Source organism: Nocardioides solisilvae, assembly GCF_003194625.1.
Lineage (GTDB): Bacteria > Actinomycetota > Actinomycetes > Propionibacteriales > Nocardioidaceae > Nocardioides > Nocardioides solisilvae.
In genome coordinates this window covers 274707-299268 of record NZ_QHKX01000001.1, presented here as the reverse complement: position 1 = coordinate 299268, position 24562 = coordinate 274707, and the positions used below count along the sequence as shown (strand labels likewise).

The following is a 24562-nucleotide window of genomic DNA, read 5'->3' as shown; positions in this document are numbered from 1 at the left end:
CATGAGATTCACCGAGCACGAGCTGACCACCGCCCTCACGACGGCGGCCAAGAGCGTGCTGGCGGCCCAGCGCAAGGACGTCCGCAAGGGGCGCACCCCGGTCGACGAGGCCTGGGCGTCGATGGATCGCTACGCCCGGTACCAGCTGCTCGAGGGGCTGGGCAGCCAGCTGCTTCCGGTGCTGGTCGCGCTCCCCGACGTCGAGGTGCCGCCCGGCGAACGACCGACGTTCACCGACGCCCAGGTGGTCGCGACGGTCGAGGAGCAGCTCGGCGACGAGGGGGGCCGGCTGCGCCGCAAGGTCACGGTGGCGGCCAGGGCCGCGCTGGCGCGCCGGGCGCTCGACGGGCTGCCGCCGCGCGGCCTCACCTGACCCGGACGGCCACCAGCGCGACGTCGTCCTCGGCGTGGTCGGGCAGCAGGCGCGCCAGCAGGCCGTCGAGCAGGCCGTCGAGGTCGGCCGCCGCCGGCAGCAGCTCGGCGACCACGGCGCGCAGCTCGTCGATGCCGTCGTCGAGGTCCTGGCCGCGGCGCTCCACCAGGCCGTCGGTGTAGAGCAGGACGACCGCCCCCGGGGGGAGGTCGAGGGCGTGGTCGGTGCGCTCGAAGTCGGCGTCGAAGCCGAGCAGCAGGTCAGGGGCCTCGCTGCCGAGCACGTCCACCGCGTAGCCGCCCCCGTCGTCGGGGAGGAGGACCAGGGCGGGCGGGTGACCGGCGTTCGACCAGTGCACCGGCACCGAGCCGTCCGCGGCCGCGGAGCCGACGCTCGCGACGAGCGCGGTCGCCGTGCTCTCGACCGCGAGGGCGTCCATGGCCCGGTCGACCCGGCGCAGCACCTCGCCCGGACCGCCCTCGCAGGTGACGGCGATGCCGCGGAGCAGCCCGCGGACCTGGCCCATGGCGCCGGCCGCCTCCACGTCGTGGCCGACGACGTCGCCGATCACCAGCACGAGGTCGCGCTCGGGCCTGACGAACGCGTCGTACCAGTCGCCGCCCACCTGGGCGGCCTCGGCGGCCGGGGCGTAGCGGACCGCGATCTCGACCAGGTCGGAGCGCGGGGGAGCGGTGAGCAGGCTCCGCTGCAAGCCCTCGGCCATGTCGCGCTGCGCCGAGTAGGCGCGGGCGTTGTCGAGCGCCAGCGCGGCCCGGCCGGCGACGTCCTCGAGCATCTCGACGGCCTCGGGCCCGAAGGTCTCGCGGTCGGCGCCGCGGCCCAGCGTCAGCATGCCGATCACGCGGCCGCGCCGGATCATCGGCACGAACAGGGCCTGCTCGACGTCGAGGGCCCGGTACAGGTCGGCCGCCTCGCCCGGCTCGAGCCCCGCCGTCACCGTCTCGCGGGCGTCGTCGGCGAGCAGGGTGCTGCGGCTCATCAGCGCCCGGGCCTGGAAGGAGTCCTCGCGCAGCGCCCGCACCCGGCGCCGGGCGTAGGCTTCGAGGGTCGGCCGCAGCTCGGCGTCGCGGTGCCACCAGCCGAGGTCGCGCATGTTGCGGCGCCAGTCCTGGCCCGCCTGCGGGTCGGGGCCGTCGGTGACGGTGACGATGCACCAGTCCGCCTTCTCGGGGACCAGCAGCCGGGCCAGCTCGGCGACACCCTGCTCGGAGTCGAGGGTGTCGGTCAGCACCGAGGTCACCTCGGCGAGCAGCCGGGCGCGGGTGGCGCTGCGGGCCAGCTTCTGCTGGGCGAGCTTGCGCTCGGTGATGTCGAGGAAGTAGACCGACAAGCCGTCGGGGGAGGGCCAGACCCGCACCTCGTACCAGCTGGCGAGCGGCGGCGGGTAGTGGGCCTCGAACTCCGTCGGCTCCCCGCTCTCCGCCGAGGCGCGGTAGTGGGTCTCGAAGTCGCTGCCGACGGCGTCGGGGAAGAGCTCCCAGATGTTGCCGCCGGTGAGCCGGCTCGTCACCGCCCCGAGCATCCGCTCGGCGCGGGCGTTGACGAAGGTGAAGCGCCAGTCGGTGTCGAGGTGGAAGAAGGCGGCCGGCATCGACTCCAGGATCCGGGCCACCCGGGCGTCGGCGTCCTGGGTGAGGGTCGAGTCGTAGGCCGCGCCGACGAGCCGGGCGGCGGTGCCGTCCTCGCCCACGAGCGCGCTGCCGCGGGCCGAGACCCAGCGCACCGTGCCGTCGGCGTGCACGATCCGGTACTCGGCGGCGAAGGTCCCGCACGACGCGATGGCCTCGTCGAGCAGCCCGCTCACCCGCTCGCGGTCCTCGGGGTGCACCCACTCCCCGAACGCCTCGATGGTGCCGCCGAAGGAGTCCGGTTCGATGCCGGAGAGGGCGTGCAGCCGCTCGTCCCAGCGCAGGTCGCCGGTGACGAGGTCCCAGTCCCAGGCGCCCACCCCGGCGGCGTCGACGGCGAGCTGCCACAGCAGCCGGTCGTCGTGGTGGCTGCTGCTCAGGGCGGCGACACGCAGCTCGGCGCTGAGGGTCTGGCCGACCAGGTCGAGCAGGGCGACGTCCTCGTCGCGCCACTCCCGGGCGCGGTCCGTGGTCACGCAGAGAGCGCCGATGGTGTGCCCGCCGGCGCGCAGCGGGACGCCGAGGTAGGCGCCGACCCGCCCCGCGGCGACCGACGGCAGGTCGTTGACCCGGTCGTCGCGCCGGGCGTCGGGGACCACCAGCGGACCGTCGCCTCGCAGCGTCACCGCGCAGAGCGCGTCCTCGGCGGGCCACTTCACCAGCTCGCGCTGGGCGGTGCGGCCGAGGCCGGCCATCACCGTGCGGAGGTCGGGCAGCAGCGTCATCCGGGCGTCCGAGCCGCCGAGCAGCCGGGCGGCGAGCTCGACGAGCTGCTCCAGCCGGGCCGGGCCGACCTCGTCGGCGGGGCGTGGCGGCAGGCCCGCAGTCGGGGAGGACTGCGCAGGTGTGGTCTCGTGGATCACGCGTTTCCTCCGCTCGGCTCCTCCGAGTCTCGCACGTCCGGGCCGAAATCCCGCATGGCGTGCGGCGTACGCTGGCGCGATGAGCCAGATCATGTCCCGCGCCGACCTCGAGTTCCTGCTCTTCGACTGGCTGCGGACCGACGAGCTCTTCGCCCGCCCGCGGTACGCCGAGCACTCCCGCGACGTCGTCGAGGACCTGCTCCGCCTCGCCGAGCAGGTGGCGACCGACTGGTTCGCCCCGCACAACCGGAAGGCCGACCTGGAGGAGCCGCGGTTCGACGGGGAGAAGGTCGAGCTGGTCCCCGAGGTGGAGCCGGCCCTGCGCGCGTTCGCCGACGCCGGCTTCCTCGCCGCCCAGGTCGACGAGGAGCTGGGCGGCCTGCAGCTGCCGTCGTCGGTCTTCAACGCGGCGATGGCGTGGTTCCACGCCGCCAACATCGGGACCACCGGCTACGCCCTGCTCACGCTCGCCAACGCCCACCTGCTCACCGTGCACGGCACCGACGAGCAGGTGGAGCGCTGGGTCCGCCCGATGCTGGAGGGCCGCGTCTTCGGGACGATGGCGCTCTCGGAGCCGCACGCCGGCTCCAACCTCGCCGACATCACCACCCGGGCCGAGCCCCAGGAAGACGGTTCCTACCGGCTCTTCGGCCGCAAGATGTGGATCTCCGGCGGCGACCACGAGATGGGCGACAACATCGTCCACCTCGTCCTGGCCCGCACCCCCGGCGCGCCGGCCGGCACCAAGGGGATCTCGCTCTTCCTGGTGCCCAAGCACCTGCCGGGCGAGGACGGGGCGCCGGCGGAGCGCAACGACGTCGTGCTGGCGGGGATCAACCACAAGATGGGCTTCCGGGGCACGGTCAACACCGCGCCGGTGCTGGGCGACGGCGCGTTCACCCCGGGGGGCCGCCCCGGGGCCGTCGGCTGGCTGGTGGGCGAGCTGCACCGCGGGCTCCCGGTGATGTTCACGATGATGAACGAGGCCCGGATCGGGGTCGGCCTCGGCGCCACCGCCCTGGGCGTCACCGGCTACCTCAAGTCGCTGGCCTACGCCCGGGAGCGCCTCCAGGGTCGGCTCCCGGGAGCCGACCCGGCGACGCCGCAGGTCCCGCTGGTCGAGCACGCCGACGTCCGGCGGATGCTCCTGGCCCAGAAGTCGTACGCCGAGGGGGCGCTCGCGCTCAACCTGTACTGCGCCCGGCTGGTCGACGACATCGCCTCCCTGGACGACGCCGCGGCGGTCGCGGACGCCGAGCGGCTGCTCGGGGTGCTCACCCCGGTCGCCAAGAGCTGGCCCTCCCAGTGGTGCCTGGCTGCCAACGACCTGGCGCTCCAGGTGCTCGGCGGCGCCGGGTACACCCGCGACTTCGACGTCGAGCAGCACTACCGCGACAACCGGCTCAACCCGATCCACGAGGGCACCCACGGGATCCAGGGCCAGGACCTGCTGGGCCGCAAGGTCGTCGGGGACGGCGGGGTCGGGCTCGGCCTGCTGCTGGACCGGGTGCGCGCGACCGCCGAGCGGTCCCGCGGCACGGGCGCGGCGGCGTACGGCGATCAGCTCGCCGCCGTCGCCGACCGGCTGGTCGAGGTCACCGGCCTGCTCGCCGGCCGAGGCTCCGCGACCGAGGTGCTGGCCGACGCGACCGCCTACCTCGAGGCCACCGGGCACCTCGTGGTCGCCTGGCTCTGGCTGGAGCAGTGGCTGGTCGTGGCGGACCGCGACGACGACTTCGCCCGCGGCAAGCGCGCCGCCACGGCGTACTTCTTCGGGCGCGAGCTGCCCCGGGTGGGGCCGCAGCTCGACCTGCTGGCCGCGGGCGACCGGGTCACGCTCGACCTCGACCCCGCCTGGCTCTGAGGCGCCGGACGGCCAGCCACACCGCCGCCAGCACGAGGCCGCCGACGACGACCCGCGACACGCTGCCGACGTACCCCTCGACCAGGTGCCACTGCGCGCCGAGCTCGTAGCCGGCGCCGACGAGGAGGCCGTTCCAGACCAGCGAGCCCAGCGTGGTGAAGGCGACGAAGGTCGGCAGCGGCATCCGGTCGACCCCCGCGGGGACCGAGACGAGGCTGCGGACCCCCGGCACGAGGCGGCCCAGCAGGACGGCGGTGCGGCCGTGGCGCTGGAACCACGTGATGGCCCGCTCGACGTCGCCCCGGCCGACCAGGGGGAGGCGGTCGGCGAGCGCCAGCACGCGGTCCGCCCCCCAGGCCGCGCCGGCCCAGTAGAGGAGCAGCGCGCCGGCGACCGACCCGCCCGTCGCCCACAGGACCGCCGCGAGCAGCCCGTAGTGGCCCTGGCTGGCGGTGTAGCCGGCCAGGGGCAGCACCACCTCCGACGGCACCGGGGGGAAGACCGTCTCCAGGGCCGTGGCCACCCCGACCCCGGGCGCGCCGACGGTCCGCATCACCTGCACCAGCCACTCCAGCACCACGTCCATCGCGGGCCGCGTACCCCGCGGACGGGTTGGGGGAAACGCCCGCGCGGAGGGGTGCCTGCTCGGTACTCTTCGCCGGTGTCGCAGCCCTCCTCCCACCGCGCCCAGGAGACGGCGCGGCCCGCGCCGCCGGCTCGGCGGGTGCTGCTGGTGGCCGGCTCGCACGCGGAGCAGTACGCGCTCGACGACCTGACCGGCGCCCGGTGCGCCGAGGCCGAGGCCGCCGGCGCCCTGGAGCGCCAGCCCGAGCTCGACGTCGTCGTCGTCGGGTCGGGGGCCGCGCGTCCGGTCTCCGTGGTCCGTGCGGTCCGCCGCGCCGCGGCTCGCGTCCCCGTGGTGCTCGTCGTCCCCCCGGCCCGGGAGGTCCAGGTCCGCTACGAGCTCTCCTGCCTCTCCACCCCGCCCCGCGACGTCACGGTCGTCACCGGCGTCGACGCGGTGCGCCAGGCCGTGGCCACCGGGCTCGGCCGGGGCCGCACGGCCCGCACCCCCCTCGTGGCGACGCTGCGCCACCCCCCGGAGCCGTTCACCCCCTCCCTCGACGTCGGGGCCCTCGTCGACCAGGCGCCCGTCGGGGTCGTGCTCTGCGCGCCCGACGGCGCGCTGGAGGCGTGGAACCGGCGCGCCGCCCAGATGCTCGACCTCACCGGCTCGTCGGAGTCCCACCGGCTCGAGGACGTCCTGGCCGGCGCCGTCCCGCTGCTGGCCGCCCCGCACGAGACCGGGCTCGTCGTGCCCACCCTCACCGGCCGCCACCTCGACGTCACGGGCGTCGTGACCGAGACCGACGCGGGGCGCCGCTCCGTGCTGCTGCTGCTCGTGGACGTCACCGAGCAGCGCCGGGCCGAGCGGGACCGGGAGCGGCTCAGCCGCCAGGTCGACCTGCTCGGCCGGATCTCCGAGGCGCTCGTCACCACCCTCGACGTCGAGGAGTCGATGGGGCAGCTGGCCGCCGTGCTGGTGCCCGAGTTCGCCGACTGGGTGAGCGTGCAGCTCACCGACGACCTCGGCGACCTCGGCGTCGTCACCGTCCGGCACCGCGACCCCGCCCTCCAGGACGCGGTCGCCGAGGTCGAGCGCCGCCAGGGGCTGCACGCCTCCGCGGGGGCGCCGAGCCGCCGGGTCGCGCGGGGGGAGGGGCCGCTGCTGCTCCGCGACGTCGACGCCGACGAGCTGGAGCGCTCGGTGGAGGACCCCGTGCTGCGCGAGCACTTCCGCTCGTTCGGCCTCTCCAGCCTGATCGCCGTCCCGCTGCCCGGCCGCGACGGGATCCTCGGCTCCCTGGTCCTGGTCCGCGACGACTCGCGCCGCACCTTCCGGCGCTCCCACCTGTCGGTGGCGGTCGAGGCGGGCCGCCGGGCCGGCATCGCCCTGGACAACGCCCGGCTCTACGCCCGCCAGCACGAGCTGGCCGGCGAGCTCCAGCGCAGCCTGCTCACCGCGCCGCCGCGGGTCCCGCACGGGGAGATCGCGGTCCGCTACGTCGCGGCCGCGCACGAGGCCCAGGTGGGCGGCGACTGGTACGACGCCTTCGCGCAGCCCGACGGGGCGACCGTGCTGGTCGTCGGCGACGTGATCGGCCACGACCGTCGCGCCGCCGCGGGGATGAGCCAGATCCGCGGCGTGCTCCGCGGCATCGGCTACACCACCGGCGAGGACCCCGGCGGCATCCTCGTGCGCGCCGACGAGGCGATGGCCGGGCTCGGGATCGGGGCGATGGCGACCGCGCTCGTGGTGCGGATCGAGCCGCTCGGCGACCACCGGCCCGACGGCCTCAAGCTCGCCTGGTCCAGCGCCGGGCACCCGCCGATGCTGGTGCTCACCCCCGAGGGGGAGGTCCGGGTGCTCACCGGTGACGGCTCGCCCCGGGCCAGCGCCGACCTGCTGCTGGGGCTCGACCCGGCGTCGCCGCGCACGGTCTCCCACGCCCAGGTGCCCGACGGCTCCGTCCTGCTGCTCTACTCCGACGGCCTCGTGGAGCGGCGCGGGGAGGACCTCGAGGACGGCATCTCCCGGCTGGCCGACACGCTGGCGTTCGCCCCGGAGGGGGAGGGGCTGGAGGCGCTCTGCGACCGGGTGCTGGACCAGATGCTCCCGGTCGAGCCGGAGGACGACGTGGCCGTCGTCGCGATCCGGCTGCAGGCGCCCGTGTGAACACCCGCGCCCCCGTGTGAACACCCGCCCCCCCCGTGTGAACACTGCGTGACGTCGTGGCGCGAACCCTCGCCCACCCCGCGCCGCGTGCCTAGGCTCGGTGTCGAGGGGGTGGTCGGGTGCGACGAGCGGAGATGCGCCTCGCCACGACGCCGGGGCGCCCGATCGCCGACTCGGCGGTGGTCGAGGTCGACGGGGTGCTGGACGCGGTGGGGGCCTACGACCTGTGCCGCAGCATCGACGAGGCGGTCGGCGCGCAGGTGCGCGAGGTCGTCCTGGACCTGACCCACGTGGTCGCGGTGGACGTCGACGGGCTGGCGGCGCTGGAGCGCTGCGCGCGCCGGCTGCAGGCCGACGGGGTGGTGCTGGCCTGCACCGTCTGCAGCATGCCCGTGCGACGCGCCCTGCGGGTGTGAGCGACGGCGGGGATGGGTACCGGGCGGGGGTCCGATTGGATCGTTCAACTCGCCCGCTCACCCCCCAGGAGTACCCCGTGCAGGTCTGGCCCGGTTCCGCCTACCCCCTCGGCGCGACCTACGACGGGAGCGGCACCAACTTCGCGCTCTTCAGCGAGGTCGCCGAGCGGGTGGAGCTCTGCCTCTTCGAGGTCGACGCCGAGACCGGCGAGCGGACCGAGACGCGGGTCGAGCTCACCGAGGTCGACGCCCACGTGTGGCACTGCTACCTCCCGCTGGTGCAGCCCGGGCAGCGCTACGGCTACCGGGTGCACGGGCCGCACGACCCGGCGCAGGGGCTGCGCTGCAACCCGAACAAGCTGCTTCTCGATCCCTACGCCAAGGCCACCGACGGCGAGATCGAGTGGGGCCAGGCGCTCTTCGGCTACGACTTCGGCGACGAGGACAGCCGCAACGACGAGGACTCCGCGCCGTTCATGACGCTCGGCGTCGTGGTGAACCCCTTCTTCGACTGGGAGGGCGACCGCCAGCTGCGGGTGCCCTACAACGAGACGGTCGTCTACGAGGCCCACGTCAAGGGGCTCACCCAGCTGCACCCCGACGTGCCGGAGGAGCTGCGCGGCACCTACGCCGGCCTCGCGCACCCGGCGGTCACCGACCACCTCACCAAGCTCGGGGTGACCGCGATCGAGCTGATGCCGGTGCACCAGTTCGTCCAGGACTCCACGCTCCAGGAGAAGGGGCTGCGCAACTACTGGGGCTACAACACCCTGGGCTTCTTCGCCCCGCACGCCGACTACGCCGCCAACCGCGCCGCCGGCCAGCAGGTGCAGGAGTTCAAGGCGATGGTCAAGGCGATGCACGCCGCGGGCATCGAGGTGATCCTCGACGTGGTCTACAACCACACCGCGGAGGGCAACCACCTCGGGCCGACGCTCAGCATGAAGGGCATCGACAACACCGCCTACTACCGCACCGTCGACGACGACCAGCGCTACTACATGGACTACACCGGCACCGGGAACTCCCTCAACGCCGGCCACCCCCACTCGCTCCAGCTGATCATGGACTCGCTGCGCTACTGGGTCACCGAGATGCACGTCGACGGCTTCCGCTTCGACCTCGCCTCGGCGCTGGCCCGGGAGTTCTACGACGTCGACCGGCTCGCGACCTTCTTCGAGCTCGTCCAGCAGGACCCGGTGGTCAGCCAGGTCAAGCTGATCGCCGAGCCCTGGGACGTCGGCCCCGGCGGCTACCAGGTGGGCAACTTCCCGCCCCAGTGGACCGAGTGGAACGGCAAGTACCGCGACACCGTGCGCGACTTCTGGCGCGGCGAGCCGACGCTGGGGGAGTTCGCCTCCCGGCTGGCCGGCTCCTCCGACCTCTACGAGCACTCCGGGCGGCGGCCGGTCGCCAGCATCAACTTCGTCACCGCCCACGACGGCTTCACGCTGCGCGACCTGGTCTCCTACAACGAGAAGCACAACGAGGCCAACGGCGAGGACAACAACGACGGCGAGAGCCACAACCGCTCGCAGAACTTCGGCGTCGAGGGGCCGACCGACGACATCGAGGTGCTGGCGATGCGGGCCCGCGCCCAGCGCAACTTCCTCGCCACCCTGCTGCTCAGCCAGGGCGTCCCGATGATCCTGCACGGCGACGAGATCGGCCGCACCCAGGACGGCAACAACAACACCTACGCCCAGGACTCCGAGATCTCCTGGGTGCACTGGGACCGCGCCGACTGGCCGCTGGCTGAGTTCACGGCCGCGGTGGTGCGGCTGCGCCGCGAGCACCCGACCTTCCGCCGCCGCCGCTTCTTCACCGGCGACAGCCAGGACATCGTCTGGCTGCACCCCGGCGGCGAGCCGATGACCGACGAGCAGTGGGACGCCGAGGGCGCCCGGGTGCTGGGGATGTACCTCAACGGCCAGCGCATCCCGGGCTCCGACCGGACCGGCAACCCCGTGGTCGACGACCACTTCCTGCTCTACTTCAACGGCGGGGACGACCCGGTCGACCTGGTGCTGCCGAGCGAGGAGTACGCGCCGGCCTGGGAGCCCGTCGTCGACACCGCCGCGGCCGAGCTCGCCGAGCCGCCGCTGCTCCCGGGCTCGACCCTGGTGCTCGAGGGCCGCAGCCTGGTCGTGCTCCGCCAGTACGAGCAGCCCGACCCCGAGCCCGAGACCTCGGTGGCCGCCTCGCTCATGGCGCTGGCCGAGGTCGAGTCGTGAGGCGCGTCCCGGCCAGCACCTACCGGCTGCAGGTCACCGAGGAGCTCGACCTGCTGGAGGCCGCGCGCACCCTGCCCTACCTGCACCGGCTCGGCGTCGACTGGGTCTACCTCTCGCCGCTGCTGGCCTCGGAGTCGGGCAGCAGCCACGGGTACGACGTCGCCGACCACCGCGCGATCGACCCGTCGCGCGGCCGCGCCTCGGGGCTGGCCGCGCTCGCCGCGGAGGCCCAGCGGCTCGGCATGGGCGTGCTGGTCGACATCGTCCCCAACCACGTCGGCATCGCCCACCCGTGGGAGAACGAGTGGTGGTGGCACGTGCTCACCCACGGCGCGGAGTCGCCGTACGCCGGCGCCTTCGACGTCGACTGGGACGCCGGCGGCGGGCGGCTGCTGGTCCCCGTGGTCGGCGACGACGACCTCGTCGTCGGCGACGACGGGGCGAGGAGGATCCGCAACCTGCGGGTGCTCGGCGGCGAGCTGCACTACCACGACCAGCGCTTCCCGCTGGCGCCCGAGAGCCTCCCCGTCGCCGGGCCCGACGAGCCCGACGCCGACGAGGTGCACGCCCGCCAGCACTACGAGCTGGTCAGCTGGCGGCGCGCCGACACCGACCTCAACTACCGCCGCTTCTTCGCCGTCAACACCCTCGCCGCGCTCCGTGTCGAGGAGCCGGAGTGGTTCGAGCGGTCGCACGCCGAGATCCGCCGCTGGTTCGACGAGGGGCTGGTCCAGGGGCTGCGCGTCGACCACCCCGACGGGCTCCGCGACCCCGGCGGCTACCTGCGCGACCTCGCGGCGCTCACCGGCGACGGCTACGTCCTGGTCGAGAAGATCCTCGAGCCCGGCGAGGAGCTGCCGGAGTCGTGGCGCACCGACGGCACCACCGGCTACGACGTGCTGGCGCTGGTCGACCGGGTCTTCGTCGACCCCGCCGGGCAGCAGCCGCTCGACGACCTCGAGACCCGGCTGCGCGGCCTCCCCGTCGACTGGGCGGCGATGGTCCACGAGTCGAAGCGTGCGGTGGCCGACGGGATCCTCCAGTCCGAGGTCCGCCGGATCGCCCGCGAGGTCGCGCACGTCCTCGCGATCTCGTCGGCCGAGCCCGTCGAGGTCCCGTCCGCCGAGCAGCTGCGCGACGGGGTCGCCGAGTTGCTCGCCTGCTTCCCCGTCTACCGCTCCTACCTGCCCGAGGGCCACGAGCACCTCGAGCACGCGCTGGCCGCCGCCCGGCGGCACCGGCCCGACCTGGCCGGCGTCCTCGACGTGCTCGGGCCGGTGCTGGCCGACGGCGCCGCCGACCCCGCGCTGCGCTTCCAGCAGACCAGCGGCATGGTGATGGCCAAGGGCGTCGAGGACACCGCCTTCTACCGGTGGTCGCGGCTCACCTCCCTCAACGAGGTCGGCGCCGACCCGGCCGTCTTCGCCGTCAGCCCCGAGCAGCTGCACGAGGCGATGGCCGCGCGGCAGGAGCGCTGGCCGCACGCGATGACCGCCGCCTCCACCCACGACACCAAGCGCGGCGAGGACACGCGCGCCCGGATCACGGTCCTCGCCGAGCTCCCCGACCAGTGGGCCGCCGCCCTCGACCGCCTGCTCGACCTGGTGCCCGTGCCCGACCCGGGCTTCGGCAACCTGCTCTGGCAGGCCGTCGTCGGCGCCTGGCCCGCCAGCCGCGAGCGGCTGCACGCCTACGCCGAGAAGGCGATGCGCGAGGCCGCCGAGCGGACCACCTGGACCGCCCCCGACGAGGAGTTCGAGGCCGCGGTGCACCGCTGCGTCGACGCCGTCTTCGACCGTCCCGAGGTCTACGCCGTGGTGGCCGAGGTGGTCGAGGCGGTCGCCGCCCCCGGCTGGGTCAACGCGCTCGGCGCCAAGCTCGTCGGCCTCACCCTGCCCGGCGTCCCCGACGTCTACCAGGGCAGCGAGCTGTGGGAGCAGAGCCTCGTCGACCCCGACAACCGTCGCCCCGTCGACTTCGCCCGGCGCGCGGCGCTGCTCGAGGAGCTGCGCCTGGGCGAGCGCCCGCACGTGCAGGCGCACGCCGACGACGAGGGCGCGGCCAAGCTGCTGCTCACCCACGTCGCCCTCACCGCCCGCCGCGACCACCCCGAGTGGTTCGCCGGCTACCGGCCGCTGCACGCCCACGGGGCCGCCGCCGACCACGTGCTCGCCTTCGCCCGGGGTGCCGACGGGACGCCGGGAGCGGTCACCGTCGCGACCCGGCTGCCGGTGGGCCTGGTCCGCGCCGGCGGCTGGGGCGAGACCGCCCTCGAGCTCCCGCCCGGCCAGTACGTCGACCTGCTCACCGACCGCCGGGTCCGCCCGGACGGCGACGGGCTGGTCGAGGTGACCCACCTGCTGGCCGACTACCCGGTGGCGCTGCTGGTGCCCGACGAGCCCCGACGCCGCGGCCGCTTCGACGTGTGGGCGCCCCGCGCCGAGACGCTCGAGCTCGTCGTGGGCCCCGAGGGGTCGCGCCGGGTGGTGCCGATGGAGCGCGGCGCCGGCGACTGGTGGCACCCTGCCGGTCCGGAGCCGCGAGGCGAGGTCGACTACGGCTACCGCGTCGACGGGAGCGACCTGGTCGTCTTCGACCCGCGGGCCCGCCGGCTCCCCGACGGCGTGCACGGCATGGCCCGCACCGACGACCCCGCGGCCCACGCGTGGGGCGACGACGCCTGGACCGGCCGGCAGCTCGCCGGCTCGGTGGTCTACGAGCTGCACGTCGGCACCTTCACCCCCGAGGGGACCCTCGACGCCGCCATCGGCCGCCTCGACCACCTCAAGGAGATCGGCGTCGACCTCGTCGAGCTGCTCCCGGTCAACGGCGTCAACGGCACCCACAACTGGGGCTACGACGGCGTCGCCTGGTTCACCGTGCACGAGGCGTACGGCGGCCCGGCGGCCTACCGGCGCTTCGTCGACGCCTGCCACGCAGCCGGCCTCGGCGTCGTCCAGGACGTCGTCCACAACCACCTCGGCCCGTCGGGCAACTTCCTGCCCCTCTTCGGCCCCTACCTGTCCACCGAGGGACGCAGCACCTGGGGGGAGCACCTCAACCTCGACGGCGAGGGCTCCGACGAGGTGCGGGCGCTCGTGCTCGACAACGTCCGGATGTGGTTCGAGGACTTCCACGTCGACGCGCTCCGGCTCGACGCCGTCCACGCGCTGGTCGACACCTCCGAGACCCACCTGCTCGAGGAGATGGCGGTGCTGACCGCCCGGCTGTCGGCGCAGCTGGGGCGGCCGCTCACCCTGATCGCCGAGTCGGACCTCAACGACCCGACGCTGATCACCCCCCGCGAGGGCGGCGGCTACGGCCTGGACGCGCAGTGGAGCGACGACTTCCACCACGCCGTCCACGTCGCGCTGACCGGCGAGACCACCGGCTACTACGCCGACTTCGCGCCGCTCGCGGCGCTGGCCAAGGTCTGCGAGCGCGGCTTCTTCCACGACGGCACCTGGTCGTCGTTCCGGGGCCGCGAGCACGGCCGGCCGCTCGACGTCGAGCGGGTGCCGGGGTGGCGGCTGGTGGTCTGCAGCCAGAACCACGACCAGGTCGGCAACCGGGCGGCGGGCGACCGGCTCACCGCCCACCTCGACGACGACCAGCTCGCGGTCGCGGCGCTGCTCACGCTCGCCGGGCCCTTCACCCCGATGCTCTTCCAGGGCGAGGAGTGGGCGGCCTCGACGCCGTTCGCGTTCTTCACCTCCCACCCCGAGGAGGAGCTCGGCCGCGCGGTCTCCGAGGGGCGGGTCAAGGAGTTCGAGCGGATGGCGTGGGACGTCGACACCGTCCCCGACCCCCAGGACCCGCAGACGTTCCTGGCCTCCAAGCTCGACTGGTCGGAGAAGGAGACCGGGCGGCACGCGGTGCTGCTGGACGTCTACCGGTCGCTCGCCGCGCTGCGCCGCGAGCTGCCCGACCTCACCGACCCCGACCTGCGCCGCACGTCGTGCGAGTACGACGAGGACGCGCGCTGGTTCGTGATGACGCGCGGCGACGTGGCCGTGGCCGTGAACTTCTCCGACGAGCCGGTCACCGTCGACCTCGGCGGCGACCACGTGGTGCGCTGGGCGACGCCGGCGGGGGCGACCGCCGTCCCCGGCGGGGTCGAGCTCCCCGCCCATGCAGGGGCGGTGCTGCTGCCGCTCTAGGGAGCGGAGTGCTGCGCCTCGGGGATGAACGCAGCGTCCACCTCGTCGCCCAGGACCTGGCCGCTGACCCGCTCGATCGCGCCGTCGGCGGAGAACCGGACGAGCTGCCAGCGGCCGCCCTGGAAGGCGGAGGCGAGCAGGCTCCCGTCGCCCTCCCACGCGGCGTGGGCGACCCGGCCCATCCGGGGGTCGGTGGCCGTCCGCTCCCACCGGAGCGCGCGCGTCTCCATGTCGACGACGCCGATCCGGGAGTGGGCGCCGCCGTCCTCCGTGCCCCAGAGGAGGAGCGACCGGGCGTCGGGGGAGAAGGCGTCGGGGACGTGGTCGCAGGTCTCGAAGAGCACGCCGCTCTCGCGCGACTGCTCGTCGACGCCGTAGACCTCCGAGCACGGGTTCGTCTGGTCGACGAGCTCCCGGATCCCGGCGGAGTAGGAGGTCCAGCTGGTCTCCTGCGGGTCGCCGGCGGTGACGGAGTCGGCGTGCCGGAGGAACTCCTCCGTCGTCCCCTCGAGGGGGACGACCTCCTGGCCGGCGACCAGGTAGCCGGGGCCGGGGTAGCCGTCGGCGGTGTAGGTGCCGACGTGGACCACGCAGCCCGTCCCCTCGCCGCCCGGCTCGGGCGTGGCGAAGCAGTCGGTGCCGTCGAGGTCGGTGACGTCGACCCGCCCGTCGCCGGGGACCTCGGCCAGCACCCGGGCCTCCTCGACCCCGGCGGTCAGCACCATCACCTCGCCCTCGTCGCTGGCCCAGGCGACCTGGGTGTGGGTGGGGTCGACGCTCAGGCCGTCGGTGGTCTCGTAGACCTGCTGCGTGGTGCCCGAGGTGTCCGTCACCTCGACGAGCCAGGAGCCGCCGTCGAGCCTGGTCAGCACGACGTACCGGCCGTCGTTGAGCGCGGTGTAGCCGAACGGCGTCGGGTTCTCCAGCTCCAGCACCGTCTCGTTGCCGCTGGGCTCCCGCACGACCGGCTCCTGCCCGCTGAGGTCGAGGTAGCCGATCGTCGGGTCGGGGCCGGTGGGCAGGTCGCGGAAGTCGAGCGACGCGTCCCCGGCCAGCGCGTGGTCGGGCGTCGGGGCGGGGGTGAAGGTCGGCTGCGGTGCCGGGGGCACGTCGGATCGTTCGAACGCCGGCGCGAGGGCCAACGAGCCCGGCACCACGACGGCGGCGACCGCGGCCGCGACGCCGGCGACGATCCCGTGGCGGCGCCGCTCGATCCGCCGCGCCCGGCCCCTGACCGTGGCGAGGTCCAGCGAGGTGGGCGGGACGCCGCCCTCGACGCGGCGGGAGAGGGAGGCCCGCAGCTCCTGCTCGAAGTCGGTCATCGCTCCTCCTCCCGGTCGGTGCGGCCGGCTCGTTCGCGCAGGGTGGCGAGCGCCCTGCTCGCCTGGGACTTGACGGTGCCGGTGCTGATCCCGAGCGTGGCGGCGATCTCGGCCTCGGAGAGGTCCTCGTAGTAGCGGAGCACGACCACCGCCCGCTGCCGCGGCGGCAGGGTCTCCACGAACCGCCACAGGGCGCGCGCCTCGCCGTCCTCGTAGGTGTCGAGCACGGCGGTGTCGGGGACGGCGTCGGAGCTGCGCTCGCGGCGCTTCCACGCCCGGCGCCACAGCGAGTTGTGCTCGTTGACGACGATCCGGCGGACGTAGCCGTCGAGCGACTCGCGGTCGCGGATCTTGTCCCAGGAGAGGTAGAGCTTGGCGAACGCGTCCTGCACCAGGTCCTCCGCGCCGGCGAGGTCGCCGGTCAGCAGGTAGGCGGTGCGCAGCAGCGAGGGCTGCCGGGACCGCATGTACGCCGTGAAGTCGGCGTCGCGGGCCGCGGCACGCTCCTCCCGTGGCCTCAGGCCCACCGAACCCCCCGTTGCGGTCATGGTGCCGTTCACCTTCCCCTCCTCATCCTGACGTGTTCCAGACGCGAAGGGGAGGGGGAAGGTTGCACGGGTGCCCCCGGACGGGTACGCAGGGCCCATGCCTCAGCACATGGACCTCCGCCACTACATCGACAGCCTGCGCGACGGGGGCTACACGGTCCGCGACGACCAGGGCGAGGACCCGGTGCTGATCGGCCCGGACGGCCAGGCGGTCGACACGTGGCGGGAGAACTACCCGTACGACGAGCTGATGGGCCGCGACGACTACGAGGTGGAGAAGTACCTGCTGCAGATCGAGCTGCTCAAGCTGCAGTACTGGGTGCAGGACACCGGCCGACGCCTGGTCGTCGTCTTCGAGGGGCGCGACGCGGCGGGCAAGGGCGGCACGATCAAGCGGTTCACCGAGCACCTCAACCCCCGCGCCGCCCGGGTGGTCGCGCTGACGAAGCCGACCACCACCGAGCAGGGGCAGTGGTACTTCCAGCGCTACGTCTCCCAGCTGCCGACCGCCGGCGAGATCGTGCTGCTCGACCGCTCCTGGTACAACCGCGCCGGCGTCGAGCGGGTGATGGGGTTCTGCAGCGACGAGGAGTACGACGTCTTCATGCGGCAGGCGCCCGTCTTCGAGCAGATGCTCAACGAGTCGGGGGTGCAGGTCACCAAGCTCTGGTTCTCGGTCACCCAGCAGGAGCAGCGGACCCGGTTCGCCATCCGCCAGCTCGACCCGGTGCGCCGGTGGAAGCTGTCGCCGATGGACCTCGAGAGCCTCGACAAGTGGGACGAGTACACCGACGCCAAGGAGGAGATGTTCCTCCGCACCGACACCGACGACGTGCCGTGGCACAGCATCAAGAGCAACGACAAGAAGCGCGGGCGGATCGCGGCGATGCGGCTCTTCCTCAGCCTCTTCGACTACGAGGGCAAGGACGAGGCGATCGTCCTGGCGCCGGACGAGAAGCTCGTCAGGCGCGGGCGCGAGGCCGTGGGCGACTGAACCAGCCGAAGGCCAGCACCGCCCAGACCAGCAGCACGCCGAGCACCGCCGGCGCGCTCGTCTCGCCGGTGCGGGCCCACATGCCCAGGACGAAGGCGGTGAAGCCCGACGCCACCACGCAGGCGACGTTCAGTGCGGCGGTCTCGAGTCGCTCGTCGGTCACCCGTCCAGCGTGCACGAACCCGACCGCGTCGGGGGACGGAATGCGCGCAATGCGCCGACGATTTGTGCGCCCCGACCGTGGACACGGCGGCATCCGTGGGGGAGGGTGCGCCCCATGCGTCCCACCCTCGTCGGCCCCCTGCTCTCCCTCGTCGTGGCCGGCTCGGCCCTGGTGCCGGCGTCCTCCGGGGCGGCGAGCGACCGGCAGGCCCTCCTCGCCGAGGCCCGCGCGGCGGGCTCCCACTGCGTGGCCGTGGTCCGCGACGGACGGACGGTGCTGTCGAAGGACCTGGACCGCAGGGTCGACACCTCGACCGCCTGGTCGATCACCAAGTCGGTGACCTCCCTGCTGGTCGGGATCGCCCAGGACCGCGGGCTGCTGCGCCTCGACGACCGGGTGTCGAGGTACGTGCCCGAGTGGCGTCGTACGCCGTCGCGGCGGGTCACCGTCCGGCACCTGCTCGCCAACACCTCGGGCCGTGAGTGGAGCATGGAGACCGACTACACCGAGATGACCTCGGCGCGGAACAAGACGCGGTTCTCCGTCCGGCTCTCCCAGCAGGCGCGCCCCGGCACCGAGTGGTACTACAACAACTCCGCCATCCAGGTCCTCGAGGCGGTGCTGGAGAAGGCGACCGGGATGCCGGTCCACGAGTTCGCCGACCGGGTGCTGCTGCGGCCGCTGCGGATGCGCAGCAGCAGCATCCAGCGCGACCCCTCGGGCAACACGATGCTCTTCGCGGGGCTCGTCACCACCTGCCCCGACCTCGCCCGGCTCGGCGTGATGCTGGCCGACGGCGGGAAGTACCAGGGCCGGCGGATCGTCTCGAAGCGCTACCTGCGACAGGCCACGCAGCGGTCGAGCTCGGAGCTCAACCGGGCCTACGGGCTGCTCTTCTGGATCAACGAGCCCGGCCCGGTGCTGCCGGCGGTGCCCCTGCCGGAGGGGACGCCGACGCCCCAGGGACCGATGGTCCCCGGGGCGCCGGAGGATGCGTTCTGGGCGATCGGGCTGGGTCAGCAGATTCTGCACGTCTCGCCGTCGACCGGAGTCGTGGCCGTGCGGCTCGGCGAGCCGCCGACCGAGGCCGCCCCGCTGACGGTGGCCCGCTTCACCGAGCTGGCCACCGCCGTGGCGCGGCGCTGATGCTCAGCGCCTCTTCTTGACCTTGACGGTCGCCTTCGCCCGGAGGAGGGACTCGGAGCCCAGGTAGGTGACCTTCACCTTCACGGACTTCCCGGCCCTGCCGGGCACCTTCCTCAGCGGGACCACGGCCTTGCCGTCGGCGACCCTCACCTTGGCGAAGACCTTGCCGCGGGCGGCGAACCGGACGGTCCCCTCCACCGGGGTGGGTGCCTGCAGGGCCACCCGGACCTTCTTGCCCTTCAGCTTCGCGGTGGCCGCGGGCCTGGCCCGGACCACCGTGACCGTCACCGGCGCGCTGGTGCCGGAGGCCTGGTCGGCCGAGGAGGTGACCGTGGCGGTCAGCTCGTGGCGGCCGACGGCGAGCCCGGCAAGGGTGAACGACGCGGTGCCGTCGGCGCCGAGGGTGGCGCTGCGGAGCACCTCCTCACCGCGCTTGACCAGCACGGTCCCGTTGGCCGCGGGGCCGGAGGCACCGGTGGCGGTCACCGTGACGACGGCGTCCGACCCGACGGTGACGGTGTCGGCGGCCGCGGCCAGCGCGACCTGCGTGCGGCCAGCGGTCACCTTCAGCTCGGCGGCGGCCTCACCGGCCGCGACCTTGCCGGTGCCGCCGAAGCGGGCGACCACCAGGTGCCGGCCCGCCGGCAGGTCGGCGGGCAGGGCGACGGTGGCGGTGCCGCCGGCCAGGGTGCCGGTGACGGTGCGGCCGTCGACGGTGACGGTGACGGGGCCGGTGGCCTGCCGGGCGCTGATGACCGAGACGGTCGCCCTCGCGGCCGTGCCGCGCTCGACGGCGGAGGCGTCCAGCCTCAGGCCGACCACCGAGTCGGCGGGGCCGGCGTACTCCAGCGCCGGGGCGTGCGTGCCGCGCACCCGGGCGTCGGCCACCTGCTCCACGGCGTAGCCCATCGCGAGCACCTCGGCGTCGCTCCAGGCGCGACCGACGAGCTGCAACGAGTTGGAGTAGCCCTCGGAGGTGGTGCCCACCGGGATCACCACGGTCGGGAGCCCGACGTTGGAGGTGAGCACCCCGCTCGCCCGGTCGGAGGAGAGGGCGGCCGAGGAGGCGTCGTTGTTTCCGGGCTGGGTGAGGAAGCCGGGGTAGGCGACGACGTCGACGCCGGCGTCGTCCATCCAGGTGGCCACGGCCGCCTTGTAGGCGTCGCGACGGGCGAGCAGGTTGGCGACGCTCGTCTCGTCGTACGGCGTCCGGCTGTCCACCGAGGTGCCGGAGACGTTGTAGGGCAGGTTGGCGAGGTTCTTCCAGACCTCCCCGGGCGTCCGGTAGGGGAAGGTCTGCTCGGAGGTGATGTAGTCGACCCAGCCGTGGGCGCCCGAGTTGCCGCTGATCGGCCCCGGGGCCGCGGGGTTGCCCGGAGCGGGGGTGGTGATCTCGACGAGCTCGCCGCCCGCGGCCTCGACCGCGGCCCGGACGTCGGCGAGGGTGTCGGCGCCCGCCGGGTCGTCGCTGACCTGGGCGGAGGCGAAGGAACCGGGCAGGTAGCCGACCTTCCTCCCGCGCAGGGCGCCCGCGTCGAGACCGGCGCTGAACGACTCCGGCCGCAGGGACTCCTCGACCCGGTTCGTGAGGACGTCGGCGGGGTTGTTGCCGGTGGTGCGGGTCGCGGTCGCGTCGAGCACGATCGCGAGGTCGGTCACGGTCTGGCCGATCGGGCCGGCGTAGTCCTGGGCCCAGGTGAGCGGCATGACGCCCTCGGCGCTGGTGAGCCCGTCGGTGCCGCGGAAGGTGCTCAGGCTCGCCCCGGTGGCGGGGGCGTAGAGGGAGACGCCCGTCTGGGTGCCCATGGAGATCGGGGCCAGGTCGGCCGCGACCGCCGCCGCGGAGCCGCCCGAGGAGCCGAAGGAGGTCTTCGACGGGTGGAGGCCGTTCCACGACTGCATGAAGCCGCTCTCGCTGAAGGAGCCCGAGTTGGCGAACTCCGACAGGTTGGTCTTCCCGAGGAAGACCGCGCCCGCGCGGCGCATGGCGGCGATCTGCCAGGCGTCCGACTCCGGCTCCCACGTCGCCAGCGACTTGATGCCGCCGGTGTTGGGCTGGCCCTCGACGTCGAAGAGGTCCTTGATGGCGATCGGGATGCCGAGCATCGGACGGTCGTCGCCGGCCGCCCGGGCCGCGTCGGCGGCCGCGGCCTGCTCGAGCGCGTCGTCGGCGACGTGGATGAACGACTTGAAGCCCAGCGGGCCCTGGTCGTAGGCGGCGATCCGGTCCAGGTAGGCCTGGGTGATCTCGACCGAGGTCACCACTCCGGCCCGCATGTCGCGCCGCAGGTCGGCGGCGGTCTTGCCGGTCACGTCGTACTCGACCGTCGTGCGCACCGTCGGGTCGGCGACCGCGGGCGGCAGCTGCAGCGGGTCGGCACCCACGCAGGTGGCCGGGTCGATGCCGGGGAGGGAGCCGGGCTCCCAGTTGGCCACGGTGCAGAGCTGGTCGAGGGTGAGCGCGGAGGTGTCCGGGGTCGCGGCGAGCGCCTGGGTGGTGCCCACGACCGCGCTGGAGTCGCCACGGGCACCGACGTGCACGTAGTGCAGGAGCGAGGCGGTGGCGCCCGGCGCGATCGTCAGTTCGTGGACGAAGCCCGGGTCGTTCTGCGCCGAGCCGGTGGGGGAGTAGTCGTCGGTGAAGGGGGCGTTCTGCTGGTCGCCGAGGCGGGCCGGCGGGACGGACCCCACGACCACGCCGGTCGGACGGAAGTTGCCCGCGGTGGTGGCGACGAGCCAGGTGTCGTCGCCGTCGAGCTGGCCGTCGCCGTCCGAGGTGGCGGTGACCCGGCCCGCGGTGCTGGCGGTGGGGACGCCGTAGCCCAGCGAGCCGCCGAAGGAGGCGCGCAGGGTGACCGGCTTGGTGGTGGTGTTGGTGAAGGTGTCGAGGAAGGTGCCGGTGCCGGTGTCCTTGGCGACGTCGAGCTGGCGGGCGACGCTGACGCCGTCCATCAGCACCGACGCGGTGGAGACGTAGGAGCCGGAGCCGGCGGAGACCTCGGTAATGCCGAAGCCGCGGAGCATCTCCCCGTTCATCCGGTGGCTGCCGCCCTCGACCCGGAGGAAGAGGCTGCCGAAGGCCTCGAGCCGCGAGTTCGAGACGTTGCGGATGCTGCCGGTGTCCAGGCCGGGGCGGCGGGCGTCGTTGACGTTCCAGGTGGCGCCGTCGTCGGTGGTCACCGGGGTCAGCGCCCAGGCGGCGCCCGGGACCAGGGAGGCGCCCAGCGCGAGGGCGCAGAGCGAGGCGATCAGGGGGCGAGGGCGGGTCACGGGGAGGTTCCCTTCGTCGGGTGCGGGAGTCGCAACCTAGGAAGGTTGAATGTCGAAGTTGCGGCGAGCGCGTGTCCTCCGTGTAACAGGTTCTACTTCTTTGTGAACGGGACGAGCCCCCGCCCTGAGGGCGGGGGCTCGTCCGGCAGTCGGGCGTGCTGGCTCAGGCCTCGCGGACGACCTCGTCGAGCTCGAGGCGGGGGAGCCGGTCGAACCAGGCGTTCTCGGCCGGGCGACCGATGTTGACGACCATGATCGGCTTGAGCGTGGTGCCCTCGAAGAACTCGCGCTCCAGGCCCTCGGCGTCGTAGCCGCCCATCGGCCCGGCGGCCAGGCCGGCCGCACGGATCCCGACGAGGAAGTAGCCGGCCTGCAGGGCGGCGTTGAACGTCGCGGCCTGCGCGCGGGAGGCCGCGTCGCCGGCGAACATGTCGCGCGCGCCCGGGAAGTGCGGGAAGGTCCGCGGCAGGTGCTCGTGGAAGTCGGTGTCGGCGGCGAGGATCGCCACCAGCGGGGCGCTCGCGGTCTTGTCCCGGTTGCCGTCAGACATGTGCTTGAGCAGGCGCTCGCGGGCCTCACCCTCGCGCACCAGGGTGACGCGCAGCGGCTGGGTGTTCATCGCGGTGGGGCCGAACTTCACCAGCTCGTAGATCGCGGCCACCTGCTCGTCGGTGACGGGCTCGGCGGTGAACGCGTTGGCCGTGCGGGCCTCGGTGAAGAGGAGGGCCTGGGCTTCGGGGCTGAGAACGAGGTTGCTCATGGCGCTGTCAACATGGTTGACAGGTTAACTATTCCCCGGGGCGGCGGGCGTGGCCAGGACTGTCACCGATGTCCTGGGGCATCACCGCGTCAGGGAGCCAGGACTGATGCTCCTATTGGCCGTCAAGCCTGGTAGTCGCCGCTGACCGGTTGGCGCAGGATGGTCCGCAACTTCTCGGGGGCTGCCTTGCGGGGGTCGCTGAGGTAGATCTCGTGGTGCTTTCCCGAGAGTTGCAGGCCATGGCTGGGGATGAAGTCGTCGTGCATCGTCGCGAGCGTTTCGGCTTCGTTGTCGAACGAGCCGATATGCAGCGTCTGAACGCATTGGCCTTCGGTCATCGATTCGAGGCGTACATCGTCCAGGCGTGGCGGTGGTTTCTTTGTACCGACCTTCTTCACGGCAGCAGCGAACATCGTTTGGTCGACCCAGCTCGGCACCATGAGCATCATCGTCCAGTCCCAGTGCGACTTGTTGCGTGCCGTCGTGAAGACCGCCATGTCCTCTGCCCACCACAGGCCTTCGAGCGGTGGGACGACGTAGTCGCGGCCCTGGTCCTGCTTGCTGGCGAACTTCATCTTGTAGGCCACCGGGTAGAGCGACTCGAGCGCTGCGACGTAGGCGGACGAGACGTTCGGGTCACCGTGTCCGTCGACCATCAGATAGCGCATCTCGGGGACGTGGACGACACGAAAGTCGCCTGCTGATGCTCGATAGGAGTCCAGCGTCTTCTTGAAGTCGATCTTGTCCATCCCGCTCCTCGGCTTGCTGCCCCACGGTCCTCGCGACCGTGCCGATGCAAGTCTGTACGGGTCATGCGCTGAGGAGCCACCGCGATAGTTGTCCGCGAGTTCGTCGTTGCGGCGAATGCCTCGCTCGAGTTCGCTGATGGTGATCGGCCAGACGCCGAGCTGGTTGGCCGCGGCGGTCAGGGTGATGTTCTTGGCCTGGCGGAGCGGTCGCAGGTCGTCGACGGCCGGGACGGTGACCGGGGTGGTGAGGTAGCGGAAGACCTCGCGGGCGATCGCGCGCTTGAGGAGTCGCATGATCTCGCCGGTGCTCCGTCCGGCTTGCCGCTGACGCGCGACATAGTCCTTGGTCCGCTGATCGCTGGACATGCGGACCAGGGCGATCCTGTAGAGCGCGCTGTTGGCCATGCGGTCGCCGCCGCGGTTGAGCCGATGCCGGGTGACTTTGCCCGACGAGGCCGGGATCGGGCTGGCCCCGCACAGTGCCGCGAACGCGGCTTCGCTGCGCAAGCGGTCGGGGTTGCCGCCGGCGGTGAGCAGGAGTTGGGCTGCAGTGTCGGGTCCGATGCCGTAGGCGGCGCGAAGCCCAGGGTTGGCGGCGGTGACGAGTTGGTCGAGCTCGGCTTCGAGCTTGTCCCGCTCACGGGTCAGCTCGACACAGCGTTGGGCGAGAGTCTTGAGGGCGAGCATGATCGCCCGTTCGACGGGATCGCGATCGGGTCGGATCTGGATGCGGGCCAAGACCGTGATTCGCTTCTCTGCGCCCATGGTGCGGTAGCGCTCGCGGATGGCCGGGGGTGCGGTGACCAGTTGGTGGTGGATCTGGACCATCGCAGCCCCGCGGGCCTTGCGTGCCGAGCGGCGGGCGTTGTGCAACGCCCGGATCCCGTCGATGGTGCCGTCCTTGACCGGAGCGGTGCGGTGGCTGCCCATCGCAGCCCGCGCAGCCTGGTAGGCGTCGATCGGGTCGGACTTGCCCAACCGGCGCCGCTCGGCGCGTTCAGGGCGCATCACCTCGACCACGTCGAAACCCTCGCTGATCGCGGCCCGGGTGATTCCGACACCGTAGGAGGAGGTGCCCTCGATCCCGATGCAGATGGTGTCGCCATGGCTGGCGATGAACGCCAGGGCACGGCGGTAGCCGTCGGTGCTGGTGGGGAATTCGCGGTCGTCCAGGTCGCGGCCCTGGGCGCTGATCACGGCGACGTGGATCGAGTCGTCGTGGGTGTCGATACCGGCGTAGACCTCGGCGACTTCATCTTCGACTGTCATGCTGGGTGCTGCCTTCCACTCGTGAGGGTGGGCCCCAGCCGGGTG

Annotated in this window: 16 protein-coding genes; 8 read left to right on the top strand and 8 right to left on the bottom strand. The window is 73.4% G+C overall.

From position 1 onward, the window contains the following. The first annotated feature begins 1 nt into the window (after nt 1). Nucleotides 2–373 carry a hypothetical protein gene (locus DNK53_RS01460; protein WP_110180532.1) on the top strand — a complete coding sequence of 124 codons (372 nt, stop codon included), beginning with the start codon at nt 2–4 and terminating at the stop codon, nt 371–373. Here the strand turns inward: DNK53_RS01460 and DNK53_RS01455 are convergent. Beyond that, nucleotides 366–2885, bottom strand: coding sequence for a SpoIIE family protein phosphatase (locus DNK53_RS01455; RefSeq protein WP_162599701.1), 2520 nt, complete (start codon nt 2883–2885; stop codon nt 366–368). The two genes, DNK53_RS01460 and DNK53_RS01455, sit on opposite strands and share 8 nt — an antisense overlap. A gap of 79 nt (nt 2886–2964) precedes the next feature. Between DNK53_RS01455 and DNK53_RS01450 the strand changes: the two genes are divergently transcribed. Beyond that, nucleotides 2965–4749, top strand: coding sequence for an acyl-CoA dehydrogenase (locus DNK53_RS01450; RefSeq protein WP_110180530.1), 1785 nt, complete (start codon nt 2965–2967; stop codon nt 4747–4749). Here DNK53_RS01450 and DNK53_RS01445 read toward each other — a convergent pair. Further along, complete coding sequence (locus tag DNK53_RS01445; protein ID WP_110180529.1) at nt 4718–5335, bottom strand: DedA family protein; 618 nt, start codon at nt 5333–5335, stop codon at nt 4718–4720. The genes DNK53_RS01450 and DNK53_RS01445 overlap by 32 nt on opposite strands. Nucleotides 5336–5410: 75 nt before the next feature. Here DNK53_RS01445 and DNK53_RS01440 point away from each other — a divergent pair, with 75 nt between their 5' ends. The 4 genes from DNK53_RS01440 (at nt 5411) to treY (ending at nt 14296) form a co-directional block, all read left to right on the top strand. Continuing rightward, nucleotides 5411–7486 (top strand): GAF domain-containing SpoIIE family protein phosphatase, encoded by a 2076-nt coding sequence (locus DNK53_RS01440; RefSeq protein WP_162599700.1) that lies wholly within the window; start codon nt 5411–5413, stop codon nt 7484–7486. Between the two features lie 119 nt (nt 7487–7605). Continuing rightward, nucleotides 7606–7902 carry an STAS domain-containing protein gene (locus DNK53_RS01435; RefSeq protein WP_162599699.1) on the top strand — a complete coding sequence of 99 codons (297 nt, stop codon included), beginning with the start codon at nt 7606–7608 and terminating at the stop codon, nt 7900–7902. Between the two features lie 77 nt (nt 7903–7979). Next, nucleotides 7980–10136, top strand: a complete 2157-nt coding sequence (glgX, locus tag DNK53_RS01430) for a glycogen debranching protein GlgX (protein WP_110180526.1) — start codon at nt 7980–7982, stop codon at nt 10134–10136. Then, the gene (treY, locus tag DNK53_RS17915; RefSeq protein WP_239456312.1) at nt 10133–14296 is read left to right on the top strand and encodes a malto-oligosyltrehalose synthase; all 4164 of its coding nucleotides are present in this window, start codon (nt 10133–10135) and stop codon (nt 14294–14296) included. The genes glgX and treY overlap by 4 nt, the downstream gene beginning before the upstream one ends. Here the strand turns inward: treY and DNK53_RS01420 are convergent. Beyond that, the gene (locus DNK53_RS01420) at nt 14293–15618 is read right to left on the bottom strand and encodes a TolB-like translocation protein (protein ID WP_162599698.1); all 1326 of its coding nucleotides are present in this window, start codon (nt 15616–15618) and stop codon (nt 14293–14295) included. The genes treY and DNK53_RS01420 overlap by 4 nt on opposite strands. Further along, on the bottom strand, nt 15615–16178 hold the full coding sequence (locus tag DNK53_RS01415; protein ID WP_239456311.1) for a SigE family RNA polymerase sigma factor: 564 nt from the start codon (nt 16176–16178) through the stop codon (nt 15615–15617). Before DNK53_RS01415 ends, DNK53_RS01420 begins: the two co-directional genes overlap by 4 nt. Nucleotides 16179–16263: 85 nt before the next feature. Between DNK53_RS01415 and ppk2 the strand changes: the two genes are divergently transcribed. After that, a complete protein-coding gene (gene ppk2 / locus DNK53_RS01410; RefSeq protein ID WP_110180524.1) occupies nt 16264–17160 on the top strand; it encodes a polyphosphate kinase 2 in 897 nt (298 codons plus the stop codon). Here the strand turns inward: ppk2 and DNK53_RS01405 are convergent. Further along, complete coding sequence (locus DNK53_RS01405; RefSeq protein WP_110180523.1) at nt 17129–17323, bottom strand: hypothetical protein; 195 nt, start codon at nt 17321–17323, stop codon at nt 17129–17131. The genes ppk2 and DNK53_RS01405 overlap by 32 nt on opposite strands. Nucleotides 17324–17437: 114 nt before the next feature. Here DNK53_RS01405 and DNK53_RS01400 point away from each other — a divergent pair, with 114 nt between their 5' ends. Continuing rightward, complete coding sequence (locus tag DNK53_RS01400) at nt 17438–18469, top strand: serine hydrolase domain-containing protein (RefSeq protein ID WP_110180522.1); 1032 nt, start codon at nt 17438–17440, stop codon at nt 18467–18469. 3 nt (nt 18470–18472) lie between these two features. Here the strand turns inward: DNK53_RS01400 and DNK53_RS01395 are convergent, their stop codons facing one another. The 3 genes from DNK53_RS01395 to DNK53_RS17650 form a co-directional block, all read right to left on the bottom strand. Continuing rightward, complete coding sequence (locus tag DNK53_RS01395; RefSeq protein WP_110180521.1) at nt 18473–21739, bottom strand: amidase family protein; 3267 nt, start codon at nt 21737–21739, stop codon at nt 18473–18475. A gap of 163 nt (nt 21740–21902) precedes the next feature. Continuing rightward, nucleotides 21903–22499, bottom strand: a complete 597-nt coding sequence (locus DNK53_RS01390; RefSeq protein ID WP_110180520.1) for a malonic semialdehyde reductase — start codon at nt 22497–22499, stop codon at nt 21903–21905. Between the two features lie 122 nt (nt 22500–22621). Continuing rightward, nucleotides 22622–24517 carry an IS110 family RNA-guided transposase gene (locus DNK53_RS17650; RefSeq protein WP_204163700.1) on the bottom strand — a complete coding sequence of 632 codons (1896 nt, stop codon included), beginning with the start codon at nt 24515–24517 and terminating at the stop codon, nt 22622–22624. Nucleotides 24518–24562: the final 45 nt, after the last annotated feature.